14 protein-coding genes are annotated in these 17,800 nt (G+C 34.7%); 8 read left to right on the forward strand and 6 right to left on the reverse strand.

From position 1 onward, the window contains the following. The first annotated feature begins 3 nt into the window (after nucleotides 1-3). A complete protein-coding gene (locus GQ40_RS05925) occupies nucleotides 4-1,122 on the forward strand; it encodes a hypothetical protein (protein ID WP_047551550.1) in 1,119 nt (372 codons plus the stop codon). Between the two features lie 46 nt (nucleotides 1,123-1,168). Further along, nucleotides 1,169-2,449, forward strand: coding sequence for an APC family permease (locus GQ40_RS05930; protein WP_047546626.1), 1,281 nt, complete (start codon nucleotides 1,169-1,171; stop codon nucleotides 2,447-2,449). Nucleotides 2,450-2,509: 60 nt separating this feature from the next. Here GQ40_RS05930 and GQ40_RS05935 read toward each other — a convergent pair whose 3' ends face one another. The 3 genes from GQ40_RS05935 to GQ40_RS05945 all read right to left on the reverse strand — a co-directional run bounded on the left by GQ40_RS05935 (nucleotide 2,510) and on the right by GQ40_RS05945 (nucleotide 7,155). Further along, nucleotides 2,510-3,769, reverse strand: coding sequence for an aminotransferase class I/II-fold pyridoxal phosphate-dependent enzyme (locus GQ40_RS05935; RefSeq protein ID WP_047546627.1), 1,260 nt, complete (start codon nucleotides 3,767-3,769; stop codon nucleotides 2,510-2,512). Between the two features lie 213 nt (nucleotides 3,770-3,982). Continuing rightward, nucleotides 3,983-5,020: a PLP-dependent cysteine synthase family protein gene (locus GQ40_RS05940; RefSeq protein WP_047546629.1), complete on the reverse strand. Its 1,038-nt coding sequence runs from the start codon at nucleotides 5,018-5,020 to the stop codon at nucleotides 3,983-3,985. Nucleotides 5,021-5,094: 74 nt separating this feature from the next. After that, nucleotides 5,095-7,155: a S9 family peptidase gene (locus GQ40_RS05945; RefSeq protein WP_047546631.1), complete on the reverse strand. Its 2,061-nt coding sequence runs from the start codon at nucleotides 7,153-7,155 to the stop codon at nucleotides 5,095-5,097. Between the two features lie 97 nt (nucleotides 7,156-7,252). Between GQ40_RS05945 and GQ40_RS05950 the strand changes: the two genes are divergently transcribed. After that, on the forward strand, nucleotides 7,253-7,576 hold the full coding sequence (locus GQ40_RS05950; protein ID WP_047546632.1) for a YbaB/EbfC family nucleoid-associated protein: 324 nt from the start codon (nucleotides 7,253-7,255) through the stop codon (nucleotides 7,574-7,576). Between the two features lie 18 nt (nucleotides 7,577-7,594). Here GQ40_RS05950 and GQ40_RS05955 read toward each other — a convergent pair whose 3' ends face one another. Both GQ40_RS05955 and GQ40_RS05960 read right to left on the reverse strand, forming a co-directional pair. Next, nucleotides 7,595-8,632 (reverse strand): threonine aldolase family protein, encoded by a 1,038-nt coding sequence (locus GQ40_RS05955; RefSeq protein WP_047546634.1) that lies wholly within the window; start codon nucleotides 8,630-8,632, stop codon nucleotides 7,595-7,597. A 3-nt stretch (nucleotides 8,633-8,635) separates the two neighbouring features. Next, the gene (locus GQ40_RS05960; RefSeq protein ID WP_047546636.1) at nucleotides 8,636-11,044 is read right to left on the reverse strand and encodes a zinc-dependent metalloprotease; all 2,409 of its coding nucleotides are present in this window, start codon (nucleotides 11,042-11,044) and stop codon (nucleotides 8,636-8,638) included. A 170-nt stretch (nucleotides 11,045-11,214) separates the two neighbouring features. Here GQ40_RS05960 and prfB point away from each other — a divergent pair. The 4 genes from prfB (at nucleotide 11,215) to GQ40_RS05980 (ending at nucleotide 15,776) form a co-directional block, all read left to right on the forward strand. Continuing rightward, nucleotides 11,215-12,325 (forward strand): peptide chain release factor 2 gene (prfB, locus tag GQ40_RS05965; protein WP_156115525.1). Its coding sequence is split into 2 segments (ribosomal slippage): nucleotides 11,215-11,277 and nucleotides 11,279-12,325, totalling 1,110 coding nucleotides; the frame shifts between segments, so codons are not numbered across the junction. Nucleotides 12,326-12,338: 13 nt separating this feature from the next. Further along, on the forward strand, nucleotides 12,339-12,680 hold the full coding sequence (gene arsC, locus GQ40_RS05970) for an arsenate reductase (glutaredoxin) (protein WP_047551553.1): 342 nt from the start codon (nucleotides 12,339-12,341) through the stop codon (nucleotides 12,678-12,680). Nucleotides 12,681-12,690: 10 nt separating this feature from the next. Continuing rightward, on the forward strand, nucleotides 12,691-13,098 hold the full coding sequence (locus tag GQ40_RS05975; protein ID WP_156115526.1) for a hypothetical protein: 408 nt from the start codon (nucleotides 12,691-12,693) through the stop codon (nucleotides 13,096-13,098). Between the two features lie 161 nt (nucleotides 13,099-13,259). Further along, nucleotides 13,260-15,776 (forward strand): TonB-dependent receptor domain-containing protein, encoded by a 2,517-nt coding sequence (locus GQ40_RS05980; protein WP_047546643.1) that lies wholly within the window; start codon nucleotides 13,260-13,262, stop codon nucleotides 15,774-15,776. A 130-nt stretch (nucleotides 15,777-15,906) separates the two neighbouring features. On the opposite strand, the gene GQ40_RS05985 is transcribed toward GQ40_RS05980, so the two are convergent. Then, nucleotides 15,907-16,092: a hypothetical protein gene (locus GQ40_RS05985; RefSeq protein WP_047546645.1), complete on the reverse strand. Its 186-nt coding sequence runs from the start codon at nucleotides 16,090-16,092 to the stop codon at nucleotides 15,907-15,909. Nucleotides 16,093-16,394: 302 nt separating this feature from the next. Here GQ40_RS05985 and fumC point away from each other — a divergent pair, with 302 nt between their 5' ends. Then, nucleotides 16,395-17,792: a class II fumarate hydratase gene (fumC, locus tag GQ40_RS05990; RefSeq protein WP_047546647.1), complete on the forward strand. Its 1,398-nt coding sequence runs from the start codon at nucleotides 16,395-16,397 to the stop codon at nucleotides 17,790-17,792. Nucleotides 17,793-17,800: the final 8 nt, after the last annotated feature.

Here is a 17,800-nt window from a genome sequence, read left to right on the forward strand (position 1 = left end):
CCTATGATTACTGTAAAAGAAATTCATTCAAAAAAAGAATTAAGGGATTTTGTGAAATTTCCCTTTAAACTCTACAAAAATTCAAAATATTGGGTACCTCCAATTATAAAGCAAGAATTAGAAACCTTTGATAAAGATAAAAATCCCATTTTTAAAGATGCTGAGGCTCGTTTTTTCTTAGCCTATAAGAACAATGAGATTGTTGGTCGTGTTGCAGCTATTGTGAACTGGCTGGAAGTGAAAGGACAAAACCAAAAAAAAATGCGTTTTGGCTGGTTTGACTTCATAGACGATAAGGACGTTTCAAAAGCTTTAATAGAAGAGGTACAACGAATAGGCAAAGAACATCAATTAGAATATACCGAAGGTCCTGTAGGTTTTTCAAACTTAGACAAAGTTGGTGTAATGACCGAAGGTTTTGAAAGCATAGCACCAATGATCACTTGGTATAACCATCCTTATTACGTTGATCATTACAAAGCATTGGGTTATACTGTAGAAAAAAGTTACTCAGAGAGCAAATTCCCTTTTGAAAACGTAAAACCAGAATTTTTCAAAAAAGCTCAAGAACTCATTAAGCGTCGTTATAACCTAACAGCCTTGAAATTCACAAAAACATCAGAGGTCATGCCCTATGCAGATAAGATGTTTGATTTATTTAATGAGAGCTATTCTTCTTTATCCTCTTTTGTTGCCATTACAGATATCCAAAAGGAATATTTCAAAAAGAAATTTATAAGTTTTGTAAACCCAGAATACATCAAATTTGTTGTTGACAAAGATGATGAATTAGTTGGTTTTGCAATCGTTATGCCTGCATTTGCCAAAGCCTTGCAAAAAGCAAATGGTAAATTGCTTCCTTTTGGGTTTGGACATATTTTAAATGCGAAAAAAAACAGTAAGGACGTTATTTTTTATTTAATAGGCATACATCCAAATTATCAAAACAAAGGCGTACACGCAGTTATATTTAACGAATATTACGAGACATTTACAGAGCTTGGTATACAAACATGCTATAGAACTCCAGAGTTAGAAGATAATGAAGCTATTCATAAAATTTGGAAACATTTTGACCCTCTTGTCTACAAAAGGAGAAAAACGTTCAGAAAATCTTTGTAACAGATTGCTTTAATTTTGCAACATATTGCTTTAAAAGAGAAATCGTATGTCTGACAAAATAAGTTTAAAAAATGCTATTTCTATCGGTATTGGCGGTATGGTTGGTGGTGGTATATTTGCTGTGCTGGGTTTAGCTGTAACACTATCAAAAGGTGCAACTCCCATAGCTTTTCTTTTTGCAGGTATCGTGGCGTTTATAACTTCATATTCTTACGTAAAACTTACCTTGAAATTTCCAGATAGTGGTGGTACAGTCAAATTTATAAACCAAGGTTTTGGTCGATCAATTTTTAGTGGCTCTATAAATAATCTACTTTGGGTGAGCTACATCATAATGCTCTCCCTATATGCATCTGCATTTGGATCATATGCGCCAAACCTTTTAGAAATTACTCATGATACTACTGTTGATCAACATATCTATTCTAGTGCTATTATAATTATCGCAACCATTATTAATTATTATAGTGTAAAAGTGGTTTCTAGTATAGAGTCTTATTCCGTAGCCATAAAACTCGTTATCCTTATTGCGTTTATTGGCATAGGTATCTATGGTCTCTTCGGAAATGCAAATCTAACACAACTTTCAACCAAGAACTGGGAAAGTCCAATACAGATTCTCACCGCTGGAATGGTAATTTTTGTAGCTTACGAAGGTTTTGAACTGATTGCCAATGCGGGAGCAGATATTATAAACCCTGAAAAAAACATTCCAAAAGCGTTTTACTATTCAGTTGGTTTTGTAATTCTTTTGTACATCATAATCTCAATTGTTACCGTTGGTTCACTTTCGTTTGAAAGTATAAAATCTGCTGAGGAATATGTGCTTGCAGAAGCTTCAAAACCCATGTTGGGCAAAGTGGGATTCACAATTATGACCATTGCAGCACTCATTTCTACGTTCTCTGCTATTAACGCAACACTTTATGGTGGCAGTCGTGTAAGCTATGTTATCGCAAAAGATGATGAACTACCGCACGAACTTACCAGTAAACTTTGGAACCAACCTATTGGATTGATCATAACAATGATTGCTACATTGATTTTAGTTAATTTTTTAAATCTGGAAAGCATTTCTACCGCAGGAAGTGTAGGTTTTCTAATTATTTTTGCAACTGTAAATTATACTGGTTTTAAAATTTCAGAAAAGATAAATTCTAAAAAATGGATTCCGTTAACTGGTTTTATTCTTTGCGCATTATCCTTGATTGTTTTAATAATTAAACAGTTTCAAAGCAATAAAACAGGAGTTATTGTTGCAATTTCGATAGTTATTTTTTGTTTTCTTGTGGAGACTATCTATAAAAAAACTGAGAAAAAAGCATAAAAAATTCCGATTCTATTTTTTAAAACAAAATCGGAATTTATAAAATAATTTATTTTTTATCTACTCACCCATTGCAGCCATAACCGCAGCAGATAAGCGTTTATAAGTACCATTTACCAATCGTTCTCTAATTGCATCAAAGGCATCAAGTGTGTCAGACACATCTTGTAATGTATGCGTTGCGGTTGGTATCATTCTTAAAAGAATTAATCCCTTCGGAATTACAGGATACACAACAATCGAACAAAAGATTCCGTAGTTTTCGCGTAGATCACGAACCAAAGCCATCGCTTCTGGAATGCTTCCTTTTAAATATACTGGCGTTACACAACTTTGCGTAGTACCAATATCAAAACCTCTTTCTCTTAGACCAGATTGTAAGGCATTCACTATCTTCCAAAGGTTTTCCTTTAATTCTGGCATTGTTCTTAACATATCTAAACGTTTTAGTGCACCTACAACGAGTTGCATTTGTAACGATTTAGCAAACATTTGAGAACGTAAGTTATATTTTAAATAATCTATAATTTCTTGATCTGCAGCAATAAAAGCTCCTGTACTAGCTAGAGATTTAGCAAAAGTTGCAAAATAAACATCAATGTCATCCTGTACACCTTGCTCTTCACCTGCTCCAGCTCCCGTCTTTCCTAGAGTTCCAAAACCGTGAGCATCATCCACGAATAGTCTAAAGTTATATTTCTTTTTAAGCGCTACAATTTCCTTTAAGCGACCTTGTTCGCCTCGCATTCCGAAGACACCTTCAGAAATAACCAAAATACCACCACCTGTTTGCTCTGCCATTTTAGTAGCACGCTCTAGGTTTTTCTCAAGACTTTCAACATCATTATGTTTATAGGTAAAACGTTTACCCATATGTAGACGAACACCATCAATAATACAAGCGTGAGCATCTACATCATAAACAATAATATCATCTTTTGACACCAAAGCATCTACGGTTGACACCATACCTTGATAACCAAAGTTCAATAAATAAGCTGCTTCTTTGTTTACAAATGCTGCAAGTTCGTTTTGTAATTGTTCATGAAGTTCTGTATGGCCAGACATCATTCTTGCTCCCATTGGGTAAGCAGAGCCATATTGTGCAGCTGCTTCAGCATCGATTTTTCTAACTTCAGGATGATTTGCCAATCCCAAATAATCATTAATACTCCAAGTAATTACTTCCTTTCCTTGAAATTTCATTCTATTAGAAATTTCTCCTTCTAATTTTGGAAACACGAAATATCCTTCTGCCTGTGAAGCCCATTTCCCTAATGGTCCCTTGTCCTTATATATCTTTTCAAATAAATCCTTCATTAATAAGTCAGTTTTTAGTCTTAAATGTTAGTTGAACGTGCCATAGGGTTTAATTTTTGATCATAAAAATTAAGAGACACATTTGATGCAAAATTAGTTAATTAAATTATGATGGCATAATATTTTTATAAACCTCTGTTCATAAATACCCTAAATAAAAAAAAACCTATTACAATGTTTCGCAATAGGTTTTTATATAAACTTGAGTAGTTTTTATTTTATATACTGAATTTTCTCGGAAACTTCACTTTTACTATCAAAAAATCCCTGAGCTTCCATCCACTTATCACTGTAGACTTTACTCATATAACGCGATCCATGATCTGGAAAGATAACAACTACTTTATCTCCTTTTTTGAACTCTCCTTCTTCATTAAGTTGTTTTAAGGCTTGCATTGCTGCTCCACTTGTGTAACCCACAAACAATCCTTCTGTTTTAGAAACTTCTCGTGCTGTGTGAGCACTTTCTTCATCGGTTACTTTTATGAACTTATCGATTAAGTCAAAATCTGTAGCTGTAGGAATTAAGTTTTTACCTAAACCTTCTATACGATACGGATAAATTTCTTTTTCATCAAATTCACGTGTCTCATGATATTTTTTCAACACAGACCCAAAAGCATCAACACCAATCACTTTAACGTTAGGGTTTTGCTCTTTCAGATATTTAGAAATTCCAGAGATTGTCCCTCCCGTTCCACTGCAAGCTACAAGGTGTGTAATCTCACCTTCGGTCTGTTCCCAAATTTCTGGACCAGTAGAATGGTAATGAGCGTCTAAATTAAGTTCGTTAAAATACTGATTGATATAAACAGAGCCTTTGATCTCATTGTGTAAACGTTTTGCTACTTGGTAATAAGAACGAGAATCATCTGCACTTACGTTTGCTGGACACACATAAACCTGTGCTCCCATAGATTTTAACATGTCTATTTTATCTGGAGATGATTTTGAGCTTACAGCCAAAATACAGTTATACCCCTTTATGATACTTACCATTGCGATACTAAAACCTGTATTACCAGAAGTGGTTTCAATAATTGTATCGCCTGGTGATAAAATACCTTGCTTTTCAGCTTTTTCTATTATATGAAGTGCAATTCTATCTTTTGAAGAGTGACCTGGATTAAAAGCTTCGACTTTAGCATAAAAATCTCCGTCAAAATCTTTAGTCATCTTATTTAATTTGATGAGGGGAGTTTTACCAATTAATTGTAAAACATTATCAAATACTTGTATGTCTTTTTTCATAAATGCTATTTATCAGTTTCCTATGTGTTAAATCTGAAACGTAAAACCTTGCAAAATTACGATTTTTTTTCGAATTATGCATTTATTCCTTCTAAATCCAACAAGAAGGCAAACTCTTGGGCATCTTCTTTAAGTGATTCAAATCTCCCAGAAGCGCCACCGTGACCAGCTTCCATATTGGTGTTTAGAAATAATTTATTGTTGTTTTGTTTAACTGCTCTAAGCTTTGCAACCCATTTTGCCGGTTCCCAATATTGAACTTGAGAATCATGTAAACCCGTGGTGACCAAAATATGCGGATAGTCTTGTTCCTTCAAATTATCATAAGGAGAATAGCTTTTAATATAATCGTAGTACTCTTTATCATTGGGATTACCCCATTCATCATATTCTCCAGTAGTTAGCGGTATTGTATCATCTAACATTGTGGATATAACATCTACAAAAGGAACTTGAGCAATGACACCATTGTATAATTGAGGTGCCTCATTTAAAATAACTCCCATTAATAATCCGCCAGCACTTCCTCCCATGGCATACAAGTGTTCTTTTGAAGTGTATTTTTTTTTGATTAGATATTTAGAACAGTCTATAAAATCTGTAAAAGTGTTTTTCTTTTTTAATAATTTTCCGTTTTCATACCAACTTCTTCCTAAGTATTCACTCCCTCGAATATGGGCTATAACATAAACAAAACCTCTGTCTAAAAGACTCAATCTAATTGTGGAGAAATAAGGATCCATAGTTGATCCATAACTTCCGTAGGCATATTGAAGTAAAGGTGCATTGCCATCTAGCTTTGTGTCCTTTCGTCTCACCAAAGACATTGGGATTTTTGTTCCGTCTTGAGCATTTGCCCACAATCGCTCTGATGTATAATTATGCTTGTCAAATGTTGGATCTAAAACTTCCTGCTCTTTTTTGATTTCACGTTCTTTTGTTCTCATATTGAAATCAATAACCGACGCTGGTGTGGTAAGCGAATTATAACTAAATCTTAAAATTTCAGTATCAAAATCGACGTTGGTTCCTGTATTTGCAGTATAAGTTTCATTATCAAAAGGCAAATAATAGTCCTTAGTTTTATCCCAACGCGTAATCCTAATTTGATTTAATCCATTTGTACGCTCACTAATAACCAAATAATCTTTAAAAATTTCTATGTCTTCTAATAAAACCTCATCACGATGTTCAACCACATCAACCCAGTTCTCGATTCCTGTTTTGTTCTCATGGGTTTTCATGAGCTTAAAATTAGTAGCACTGTCTTTATTGGTCAATATGTAAAATTGATCTTTAAAATGGGAAATACTATATTCCAATCCGCGAATGCGACGTTCAAATATTTTAAAACTAGCATTTGGAGTGTCTGCATCTAATAAATGAAACTCGTTTGTAAGCGTGCTATAACAGGCTATTATAATGTATTTTCTAGATTTTGATTTGTAAACTGCAACTCCAAAAGTATCATCTTCCTCTGTAAAAACGATGCTATCTTTTTCTTGGGAATCCCCAATTTTGTGTTTAAAAATCTCATTTGAGCGTAAGGTTTGCTCATCCTTTTTAGCATAGAATAATGTTGAATTGTCATTAGCCCAAGTGGATGAGCCTGTTGTATTTTCAATTGCATCAGAAAAAACCGCATCTGTAATCAAACTCTTTATTTGAAGTGTGTATTGACGTCTTCCCGTAAGATCAATACCAAAAGAAATCATTGTATTATCTGGACTCACACTTATACCTACCAATCTAAAGTAGGTTTCGCCTTCTGCCATTTTGTTACAATCAAAAAGCAGTTCTTCCTCAGCATCTAATGTTTCTTTTTTTCGTGTATAAATGGGATATCCCTTACCTTTTTCATAACGCACGATGTACCAATACCCATTGTATTTATAGGGCACAGAAGAATCGTCTTCTTTAATTCTAGCTTTCATTTCTTCAAAGAGTGATTTCTCGAACTCTTTGGTATGCGCTGTTTCTTGTTCGTAAAAACTATTTTCGTCGTTGAGATAATCCAGTACATTTTGATCTTCTCTTTGGTTGAGCCAAAAATAATTATCAATTCTTGTATCGTTATGTTTAATTAATTCCTTCGGAATTATTCTCGCAACAGGAGCTAGTAAGGTGTTTTTCATAAATATGTCTTCAGAAAATAATGCAATCGCATTTTCTTTTTAAAAGGCGGTGCAATTTACTAAATTTGCTTTTGATAAATTTTAATACAAAAGAAATATGTTTGGAGATATGATGGGAATGATGGGTAAACTCAAAGAAACCCAAAAAAAAGTAGAAGAAACAAAACAGCGTTTGCATACCGTTTTATTGGATGAAAAAAGCAATGACGATAAGTTGAAAGTCACGATTACAGCAAATCGCACTTTAAAGTCTATTGATATTGATGATGAGCTATTGGAGGATAAAGATATGTTAGAAGATTATCTCATCTTAACCATTAATAAAGCTATTGAACGTGCAACCTCTGTTCACGAAAGCGAAGTTGCTGCTGTTGCCAAAGAAGGCATGCCTAATATTCCTGGGATGGATATGTTTAAATAAATTAGACTTCTTAAATATTTAGAACATCTTCCTTCTATTAAATTTGTTGAGAATTTCAAACAAACGGTCATGCATCACATCTGTATAATCCAAATGCGTGACCATACGAAGTTTGTTACTTCCCATACCGATAATTTGAATATTCTTGTTTGATAATTGCTTTAAAAACTCACTTTCATCAACGTGAGGCTCCAATTCAAAAATCACGATATTGGTTTCGATTGGCTCTACTTTTTTAATGATGGATAAATTACCTAATACCTCACCAATCTCTTTCGCTTTTTTGTGGTCTTCGGTCAGTCGTTCTAAATGATGATCTAAAGCATACAAACCTGCAGAAGCCAAATACCCAACTTGACGCATTCCTCCTCCTAAAATTTTTCGGACTCTCATTGCGCCTTTCATAATATCATTATTGCCAATTAGAACAGAACCTATTGGGCAACCCAAACCTTTACTCAAACATACCGAAATCGTGTCAAACAACATTCCGTAGTCTTCTGTTGTTTCTTTATTGGCAACGAGTGCATTCCAAAAACGTGCACCATCCAAATGGTAGCCCAAATTATGTTTGTCACAAACTGCTTTGATACGTTTCAGTTCTTCAAAATCCCAACATGCTCCTCCTCCTTTATTAGTCGTATTTTCAATTTCTACTAATGTCGTTAATGGGCTATGATAAAAATCTGGTGGGTTTATAGATTCCACAACTTGATTTGCAGTAAACATGCCTCTGTGACCGTCTATGAGTTTACATGAAATCCCACTATTAAAGGACGCTCCTCCACCTTCATAATTATAAATATGTGCATATTTATCGCAAATCACCTGCTCTCCAGGGTTGGTGTGCAATTTTAAAGCGGTTTGATTTGCCATACTTCCTGTTGGGAAAAATAAGGCTTGGTCTTTACCAAACATTTTGGCCAGACGTTCTTCTAACGCGTTGACCGATGGATCTTCTTTATAAACATCATCTCCAACTTGCGCATTCATCATCGCATCTAACATGCCTTTAGTTGGTTTTGTAACAGTATCGCTTCTTAAATCTATAATCATATTTTAATTTTCATTATAATTACAAAAATCGCTGCCAATTGGTGAACCATCTGGTATTTTTGGTGCGTTTTCCATTTTAAATTTTTCTGGGTGTTCTCTAAATTCCCTAATTAACATTGCAAATTGATTTGCATAAAGAGAAGGTTTCTTTTTGTCTGAAAGATAATCTCTAAAAATGGAATTTATAGCATCATTTGCCTTTGCTTTTACTTGAAAAAAAGATTGATCACTATTTGCTAAATTCATTAAATGCAATAAAACTCTTTCGTTTATTAATTGCTGAATATCGTCTTTATAAGCATCATCAAAACGCTTTCCGAAGGAATTTTTCAAAACCTCATCAAACAACTCATCCAATCCCAATTGTTTGTCATCAAAACTCTTTTGTTGAAGAATACGGTTGGCACGTTGTGGATGTAATAGCAACCCCAAAGTCATATCACTCGCAGTTACCGCAGCACTCATTGGGTCGAATGCAACTCCAGTTTTTCCTTTAAACGATTCTCGCGTTCTACCATAAGTGTAAGCTCGTGGTGGGAATAATTTTAATGTTGACTTCGGAATTGCTAACGCTTCCGCAGAAATCGTCTTTAAAATTTGAGTTAAGGTTTCCTTTTGTGTTTTTTCATCAACAGGTTCTACAACACTTTGACCATCTCCTTTTACAGCATAATTATAATCCAATCCGCCAACCACTTTCGTGGCAGCTTCCACTTGGTAACGATGGAAAAAATAAAGCGGTACAAAAACATCCTCTAAAACCGAATAGGGTTCACCTTCACGAATATTTTCCGAAGAAAAATTTGAAATTGCCAACGCTCTCACGTTGAGTACATGTTCTAATTCTTCGGAAGCGCTTTTCCCATTGTCCCACAATTGAGCAAAAGCATGTGCGCCTCCTTGCGCTCTGGCGTCACTATCTGAAATGAATTGCATACCTGCAGCATCAGCACTTTTTAAGATGCTGTTTAATTGATCTTTTTCGTTTATAATATTATCAAATTCTGAATATGAATAGGCAACTGTTACTTTGTCCCAAGCGCCAATTCCAACAGCATAAGCGTCATTTAAGTTGATGTTTCCGTCGGAAATAGAAATCGCAGGATGCGGATAATCCATCACCGAAGCTCGATTATTGGTACTCGCAGCAAAATTGTGTGCAAACCCAATGGTATGAGCAACTTCATGAGCACTCAATTGACGAATTCTGGCCAAAGCCATATCCAACATTGGCTGGTAATTATCGTCTCGCTCTGCAAACGGTTTGTTCATCAAGGCTTGGGCAATCATAAAGTCCTGTCGAATTCGTAAACTTCCTAAACTCACATGCCCTTTTATGATTTCGCCAGTTCGAGGGTCAACCACACTCCCACCATAACTCCAGCCTCGTGTGGAGCGATGTACCCATTGGATGACGTTGTAGCGACAATCCATAGGGTCTGCATTTTCGGGCAACATCTTCACTTGAAAAGCGTCTTTAAAACCGATATTCTCGTAGGCTTCGTTCCACCAACGTGCACCTTCAAGTAAAGCAGAGCGCACAGGCTCTGGTGTACCAGGGTCCAGATAATAAATAATTGGTTCTTTAGCTTCACTAATGATGGAATCAGGATTTTTCTTTTCCAAACGATGACGAATGATGAAACGTTTTTTAATGGGTTCTTGAATTGGCGTTGCGTAATCTAAATAAGACATGGAGATGGCTCCACTTCGCACATCAAATTCTCGCATTTTATATCCATCATCTGGTAATTCTATAAAACTGTGATGCTGTATCACGCTCACCAATGACGATGTTGGTGTGACGCTTTTGATATTTGAACCTTTAGCATCACCTTTAAACGTTAGTAAAGCTTCAAACTCAACGTTTTTTGGGAACGCTTTAGTGCGCTCTAGTGATAGTGCACTTTTTGTTAAGTCTATTTTGTAAGAACCTTCTCCTTTTAATCGATTTGTAACATCATGGGCATCTTCCAATAGAAAAGGTGTGAGGTCGATGATGTGACTTCCGTTATTGGTTTCTATGATTTCAAATCCAAAAAGTACAGATTTTGCAAATGCCTGTTCTATACTTTTTTTCTCTAACTCGTTATCGGTAATTGCTCGATATCCTAAATTTGGTTGTACCAATAATAATTTATTTCCTGCTTTTTCAAATTTTACCAATCGCTCTTGGCCTAATTGCCCACGATCCAGTCCAATATCGTTAGACCCAACTCCTGTTGCCAAAGAATTAACGTATAGAAATTCTTTATTCAAATCTTTAACCTCGAGGTAGATTTTATCTTTAGATTCTTCATAATGAAAGTTGAAAAAACCGTTATAACCCTTTAATTCCTTAGTCTTTAAAACTTGTGAAAATACATTTGAGAAAATCAAAACAGTTGTTGCAAAAAGTATATATCTCTTCATAGTTGACTTTAAAATCTAAATTTAGTTAATTTTAAGTAAACGTTAGTGACATACAAAACTAAGTATGTGTTGATTTTTCTTCGGAAAATTATAAAGCTGAAATCAACATATTGCTATTTAAATTTTCTGCTGAACAATATTAATATTAATTTCGCCTAAAATTATTCACAATGATAACATCAGATCAAATTAAAGATCTCAATACACGCCTTGATAAACTAAGGCACTATCTTTGACATAGATGCCAAATTAATAGAAATTTCTAACGAAGAGGAACAAACATTTGACCCAAATTTCTGGAACGATTCCAAAGAAGCAGAATTAGTGATGAAATCTTTAAGAACCAAGAAAGCTTGGGTAGAGGATTATAAAACCTCAACTACACTCATTGAAGATCTTGAAGTCATCTATGAATTCTTTAAAGAAGACGAAGCCACTGCAGAGAATGTTCAAGAAAGATACGACAAAGCTTTAGAGCTCATAGAGAAATTAGAGTTTAAAAATATGCTTTCGGAAGAAGGCGACTCACTTAGTGCTGTATTGCAAATTACCGCTGGAGCGGGTGGCACAGAATCTTGTGATTGGGCAAGTATGTTGATGCGTATGTATTTAATGTATGCTGAAAAGAGCGGTTTTAAAGTCAAGGAACTTAACTTTCAAGAAGGAGATGTTGCAGGTATAAAAACAGTTACTTTAGAAATTGAAGGCGATTATGCTTTTGGTTGGTTAAAAGGTGAGAATGGCGTACATCGTTTGGTAAGAATTTCACCATTTGATAGTAATGCGAAACGCCATACAAGTTTTGCTTCTGTTTACGTATATCCTTTAGTGGATGATACTATAGAAATTGATATCAATCCTGCAGATATTGAAATTACGACTGCACGCTCCAGTGGTGCTGGTGGGCAAAATGTGAATAAAGTAGAAACTAAGGTACAACTACTACATAAGCCAACGGGAATTCAAATACAATGTTCGGAAACACGCTCTCAACACGATAACCGATCTCGTGCTATGCAGATGCTGAAATCGCAACTCTACGAAATAGAGTTACAAAAGCAACTGGCACAACGTGAGGATATCGAGGCAGGAAAAATGAAAATTGAATGGGGAAGCCAGATTAGAAATTACGTTTTACATCCTTATAAGCTAATTAAAGATGTACGCTCTGCTCATGAAACTGGAAATGTAGATGCTGTTTTGGATGGCAATATTGAACCTTTCCTTAAATCTTATTTAATGATGATGGGACAAAAAGATGAAAACCCTAACGAATTATAATTTTAAAAAAGCTATGATCACCATACTTCACAATCCAAGATGCAGCAAATCCAGACAAGGTTTGGCACTATTAGAAAATTCTGGCAAAGATTTTGAAGTAGTAAAGTATCTGGATGAGCCAATTTCCGAAGAAAAAATGAAACACATCATTTCTCTTTTGGAAATTAAACCGATAGATTTAATTCGTAAAAACGAAGCGATTTGGAAATCTGATTATAGAAATAAATCGCTAACCGATGGTGAAATTATAAAAGCTATGGTTGCCCATCCTAAATTAATAGAGCGACCAATCGTAATAAATGGCAGGAAAGCTGTTGTTGGTCGTCCGCCAGAACATATATTAAATATCATATAATTAGTACGTAATGAAAAGAATATTGATCTCAGTTTTTTGCACAGTGTTGTTTATTAGTAATGGTTTTTCCCAAGCTTTGGAAGAGAAACAAAGGCTTAAATACGAAGCAGAAATGGAACAGAAGAAAAAGGAATATATCACAGATTTTGTAGCCACTCTTAAAGTTGATGATTTTCAGAAGGAAATTATTGTTCAATCTATGGAATCTTACTTTGAGGAATACCAGAAGATTAATATGTTATCTCTTCGTGATTTTGAAAGAAAAGCCTATGTTCAAAAGTTAGATGATACCCATTTTTCAGATTTAAAAGCTATTGTTTCCGAAGAAAATATGGAAGAGATCATGGATGCTGTCAAGGGTAAATGGGACCCTAAAGAGGCTAAAAAGAAAAAAAAGAAGCGTAAGAAAAAAAATTAATTGGCTTAAAAGAACTTCATAGTTTTAAATTGAACAAAACATTATGTTTTGTTTAAGATAGTATCGCTTTGCTTTAACAAAAGATTAACCCACATTGATGATAAGTAATTATAAATTTGTGCATCTTACTAAATAGATACATAAATTTCAATTACTTTCTTATGATTAAAAAATTATCCTTAATACTTTTATTATTTATTTGTATATCTGGTTTTGCACAAAAAGAAATCACAGTAACCGGCACTGTTGTCGATTCTAAGGATAATTTTCCCTTAGAATATGCAACGGTCTCCATATTCAATTCCACAGATAATTCTTTGGTTACAGGAGAAATCACAAATACAAAAGGTATATTCAAATTAGATATTGTGCCCGGAGTTTACAATGTGAAGATTGAATATTTATCTTACAAAACTAAAACTTACGATAATAAAACTATAGATGGAGACATCGATTTAGGCACAGTGGGTTTAGAGCTCAATCTTGAGGCTTTAGACGCTGTAGAAGTTATAGCAGAAACCACCACAGTAGAAATAAAACTAGATAAAAAAATCTATAACATTGGTAAGGATTTAACAACAGCAGGTGGTACTGTAAGTGATGCATTAAATAATGTTCCTTCAGTTTCTGTTGATGTTGAAGGCGCTATAAGTTTACGTGGTAATGGTAATGTTAGAATTTTAATCAACGGAAAACCGAGCGCATTAGCTGGTTTTGGTGATACAAATGTTTTAAGCCAACTTCCCGCGGAAGCTATTGAGCGTGTAGAGGTAATTACATCACCTTCTGCTAGATATGATGCTGAAGGGACTGCTGGTATCTTAAATATCATTTTAAGACAAAAAGAAACATTGGGATTTAATGGATCTATTAATTTAAACTTAGGTAATCCTGATCTTTTTGGTCTTGCTGCAACCGTAAATTACAGAACCGAAAAATTCAATCTCTTTACCAATATTGGCTATCGTTATTTTGATGCGCCAAGAAACAGCTCTGTAAGTATAGATTACTTTGACCGTATTGAAGATGGTATGACGATTACTCCGCAATACGAAAGGGTTAGAGAAAATGAAAAAGTAACTCGTCTAAATAGAAATTATAACGGGAATATTGGAATGGAATATTTCCTTTCAGACAAAACATCTGTAACCGGTAGCATATTTTACAGATATGGTGAAGATGCCGATTTGTCCCGTAATAACAGTCAGCGTTTTAATGGTGGTAGCATCGTTGAACGTACGTTAAGAACTGAACGTCAAAATGAAGAAGATAACAGTTATCAAGTTTCATTAAACTACATCACAAAGTTCAATGATGATGGTCACCAGCTTACTGCAGATCTTCAGTTTGAGAATGATGCTGAAGACCAATTTACATTTATTGATGAAAATTATGTGGTGACTGAAGATGAGAACCCAGAGGCATTTCAGCAAGAACGTATTTTCCAAACCGAAGATCAAAAAGAATACCTTATCCAAACCGATTATGTATTGCCCATTGGTGACGATGCCCTATTTGAAGCTGGTTATCGTGGTAGCTTTGAAAATGAAATTACCGATTATCTTCTTGAACAAGAAAACATAATAACAGGCAACTTTTTTGTTAATGATGAAATCTCTAATGTGTTTGACTATGATGAAAACGTAAATGCTGTTTATTCACAATATGGGACAAAATTTGGTGAATTCTCATTCTTACTGGGACTTCGATTAGAGCACACGCAGTTAAAGGGTAAGATTGATTCTAATTTAAGTGAAGCAGATTTAAACGAAGCTTATGGTTTCCCAATTGATACCGATTTTGATAAAAACTATTTAGGACTCTTTCCTACTTTAAACTTAATCTATAATTTAAATGCAGATGATCAAGAGGAAGAAAGTATCACGTTAGGTTATAATCGTCGAATAAATAGACCTCGTGGTTGGTTCATTAATCCGTTTCCTACACGATCAAGTAGAACTAATGTATTTCAAGGTAATCCAAATTTAAATCCTGCATTTGCGAGTGCTTTTGATTTAGGATATCTAAAACGTTGGGATAAACTCACATTAACATCTTCTATATATTATCAGCACGAAACCGATTCTTTTGAAAGAGTTCAAGAAAATACGGGTCAACAAACAACAGATGGTATTGATATTATTAGAACAATACCTGTAAACCTGTCTACCAACACAAGAACCGGTGCAGAGTTTGGATTACTTTATAATCCTAATAAATGGTTGCGATTAAACACTAGTTTCAATTTCTTCCAATTTAATACGGAAGGTGAATTTAATGGTGTCGATTACAGTGCCAAAAATACAAGTTGGTTTACTCGTTTCTCTGGAAAAGTAACATTACCAGGTAAAATAGACTGGCAAACAAATGCATTTTATAGAGGTGCACAAGAAGATGCACAAACCAGAACACAAGGCTTATTTACTTTAGATCTAGCATTTAGTAAAGAAATATTAAATGATAACGCAACCGTTTCAGTAAATGTGAGAGATGTCTTTAACTCAAGAATTAGAAGGTCATTCACGACTACAGAATTCTTTAATAGAGATAGTGAATCCCAGTGGAGACAACGCCAAGTAACATTATCACTAATATATAGATTTAACCAACAGAAAAAACGTCAGCGTGAAAACGGTGGAGAATCTGGAGGTGGAGACGATTTTGATTTTGAGGGATAAACTATTAATTACCATTCCAAAATACATGGTGAATATTAAAACACCAATATATTATTAGCAGAAATATAAGGTATAAAAAAAGGAAACCAATTTGGTTTCCTTTTTTTATATATGTAATTAGTAAAACGTATTACAGTCTTGAAGCCGATTCACGTTTCGCTTTTCTTTCCTCCTTAATTTCATTTAAACGCTCAATAAGCGAACCACCAATCCAATATGGGATTACAAAAGTAATTAGGAAAATCATTAACCAAAATCCTAAGGTTAAAATTGATAAAAACGCTAAAAATCCTAAATATTGATCAAATTCAAACATGTGGTCTTATTTTGTTACTGCAAAGATATAATAAAGGGATTTGTTTTGCAATAGGAAAATTGAGTTTTATTAACAATAGGTTGTTGAATACGTTTTAAAAGATTGATGTCTTGATTTTTTTTCTTCGGAAAAAAAACCGACATATAATGAACTAAAAATTCTAAAAGAATAAATATTAAAGTAAGAACACAACTTTTAATGGATTCCAATTTCCGAAGTAATAAACAAGAGAAATCCATTATAAAAAACAATCAAAAATCTTAACTTTGTTGTTGAAGTTATTTAAAAACCACAAACCAATTATGGAGTATAGAATAGAAAAAGACACGATGGGTAACGTAAACGTACCTGCAGATAAACTTTGGGGAGCTCAAACAGAACGCTCTCGTAACAACTTTAAAATTGGTGCTCCAGCATCAATGCCTTTAGAAATTGTGTACGGATTTGCATATCTCAAAAAAGCTGCTGCTTACACCAATTGTGAGTTAGGCGTTTTAGCGAGCGAAAAGCGTGATTTAATTGCTCAGGTTTGTGAAGAAATATTAGATGGTAAGCATGATGACCAGTTTCCGCTGGTGATTTGGCAAACAGGATCTGGAACGCAAAGTAATATGAACGTTAATGAGGTGATTGCTAACAGAGCTCACCAAATTGCGGGAAAGACGATTGGTGAGGGCGAAAAAACGATTCAGCCTAACGATGACGTTAATAAATCGCAATCGTCCAACGATACCTTTCCAACAGGAATGCACATTGCTATCTATAAAAAAGTAGTTGAGAATACCATGTCTGGTGTCATCAAATTAAGAAATACACTGCACAACAAATCGATTGCATTTAAAGATGTGGTTAAAATAGGACGTACACATTTAATGGATGCGACACCGTTAACCTTAGGACAAGAATTCTCTGGATATGTATCCCAGTTAGATCATGGATTGAAGGCTTTAGAAAACACGCTGCCTCACCTTAGTGAGCTTGCCCTTGGCGGAACTGCTGTAGGCACAGGCCTCAACACGCCTGATGGTTATAGTGAATTGGTTGCAGAGTACATCGCAAAATTTACAGATTTACCATTTATTACCGCAGACAACAAATTTGAAGCACTTGCAGCGCATGACGCTTTGGTAGAAACGCATGGCGCTCTAAAACAATTGGCTGTATCGCTTAATAAAATCGCCAATGACATTAGAATGATGGCTTCTGGTCCTAGAAGCGGGATTGGAGAAATCATCATTCCTGCAAACGAACCGGGAAGTTCTATTATGCCAGGGAAAGTAAATCCTACACAATGCGAAGCATTAACTATGGTTTGTGCACAGGTGATGGGTAATGATGTGGCTGTAACCGTTGGTGGTACACAAGGTCATTATGAACTTAATGTATTTAAACCTATGATGGCTGCTAATGTTTTGCAAAGTGCACAACTTATCGGTGATGCATGTGTGAGTTTTGAAGAACATTGTGCTGCAGGTATTGAGCCTAATCATGAGGTTATTAAACAATTATTGAATAATTCATTGATGTTGGTTACCGCACTTAATACCAAAATTGGATATTATAAGGCTGCGGAAATAGCTAATACTGCACATAAAAACGGAACAACACTAAAGGAAGAAGCTATAAATCTAGGTTATGTTACCGCTGAAGATTATGACGAATGGGTAAAACCTGAAGACATGGTTGGATCGTTAAAATAACGATTAAA

The organism is Psychroserpens sp. Hel_I_66 (genome assembly GCF_000799465.1).
Classification (GTDB): domain Bacteria; phylum Bacteroidota; class Bacteroidia; order Flavobacteriales; family Flavobacteriaceae; genus Psychroserpens.

Excerpts from the sequence above, each read along its gene's own strand:
- GQ40_RS05925 (WP_047551550.1), top strand. The coding sequence starts at position 4 with ATGATTACTGTAAAAGAAATTCATTCAAAAAAAGAATTAAGGGATTTT.
- GQ40_RS05930 (WP_047546626.1), top strand. The coding sequence starts at position 1,169 with ATGTCTGACAAAATAAGTTTAAAAAATGCTATTTCTATCGGTATTGGC.
- GQ40_RS05935 (WP_047546627.1), bottom strand. The coding sequence starts at position 3,769 with ATGAAGGATTTATTTGAAAAGATATATAAGGACAAGGGACCATTAGGG.
- GQ40_RS05940 (WP_047546629.1), bottom strand. The coding sequence starts at position 5,020 with ATGAAAAAAGACATACAAGTATTTGATAATGTTTTACAATTAATTGGT.
- GQ40_RS05945 (WP_047546631.1), bottom strand. The coding sequence starts at position 7,155 with ATGAAAAACACCTTACTAGCTCCTGTTGCGAGAATAATTCCGAAGGAA.
- GQ40_RS05950 (WP_047546632.1), top strand. The coding sequence starts at position 7,253 with ATGTTTGGAGATATGATGGGAATGATGGGTAAACTCAAAGAAACCCAA.
- GQ40_RS05955 (WP_047546634.1), bottom strand. The coding sequence starts at position 8,632 with ATGATTATAGATTTAAGAAGCGATACTGTTACAAAACCAACTAAAGGC.
- GQ40_RS05960 (WP_047546636.1), bottom strand. The coding sequence starts at position 11,044 with ATGAAGAGATATATACTTTTTGCAACAACTGTTTTGATTTTCTCAAAT.
- arsC (WP_047551553.1), top strand. The coding sequence starts at position 12,339 with ATGATCACCATACTTCACAATCCAAGATGCAGCAAATCCAGACAAGGT.
- GQ40_RS05975 (WP_156115526.1), top strand. The coding sequence starts at position 12,691 with ATGAAAAGAATATTGATCTCAGTTTTTTGCACAGTGTTGTTTATTAGT.
- GQ40_RS05980 (WP_047546643.1), top strand. The coding sequence starts at position 13,260 with ATGATTAAAAAATTATCCTTAATACTTTTATTATTTATTTGTATATCT.
- GQ40_RS05985 (WP_047546645.1), bottom strand. The coding sequence starts at position 16,092 with ATGTTTGAATTTGATCAATATTTAGGATTTTTAGCGTTTTTATCAATT.
- fumC (WP_047546647.1), top strand. The coding sequence starts at position 16,395 with ATGGAGTATAGAATAGAAAAAGACACGATGGGTAACGTAAACGTACCT.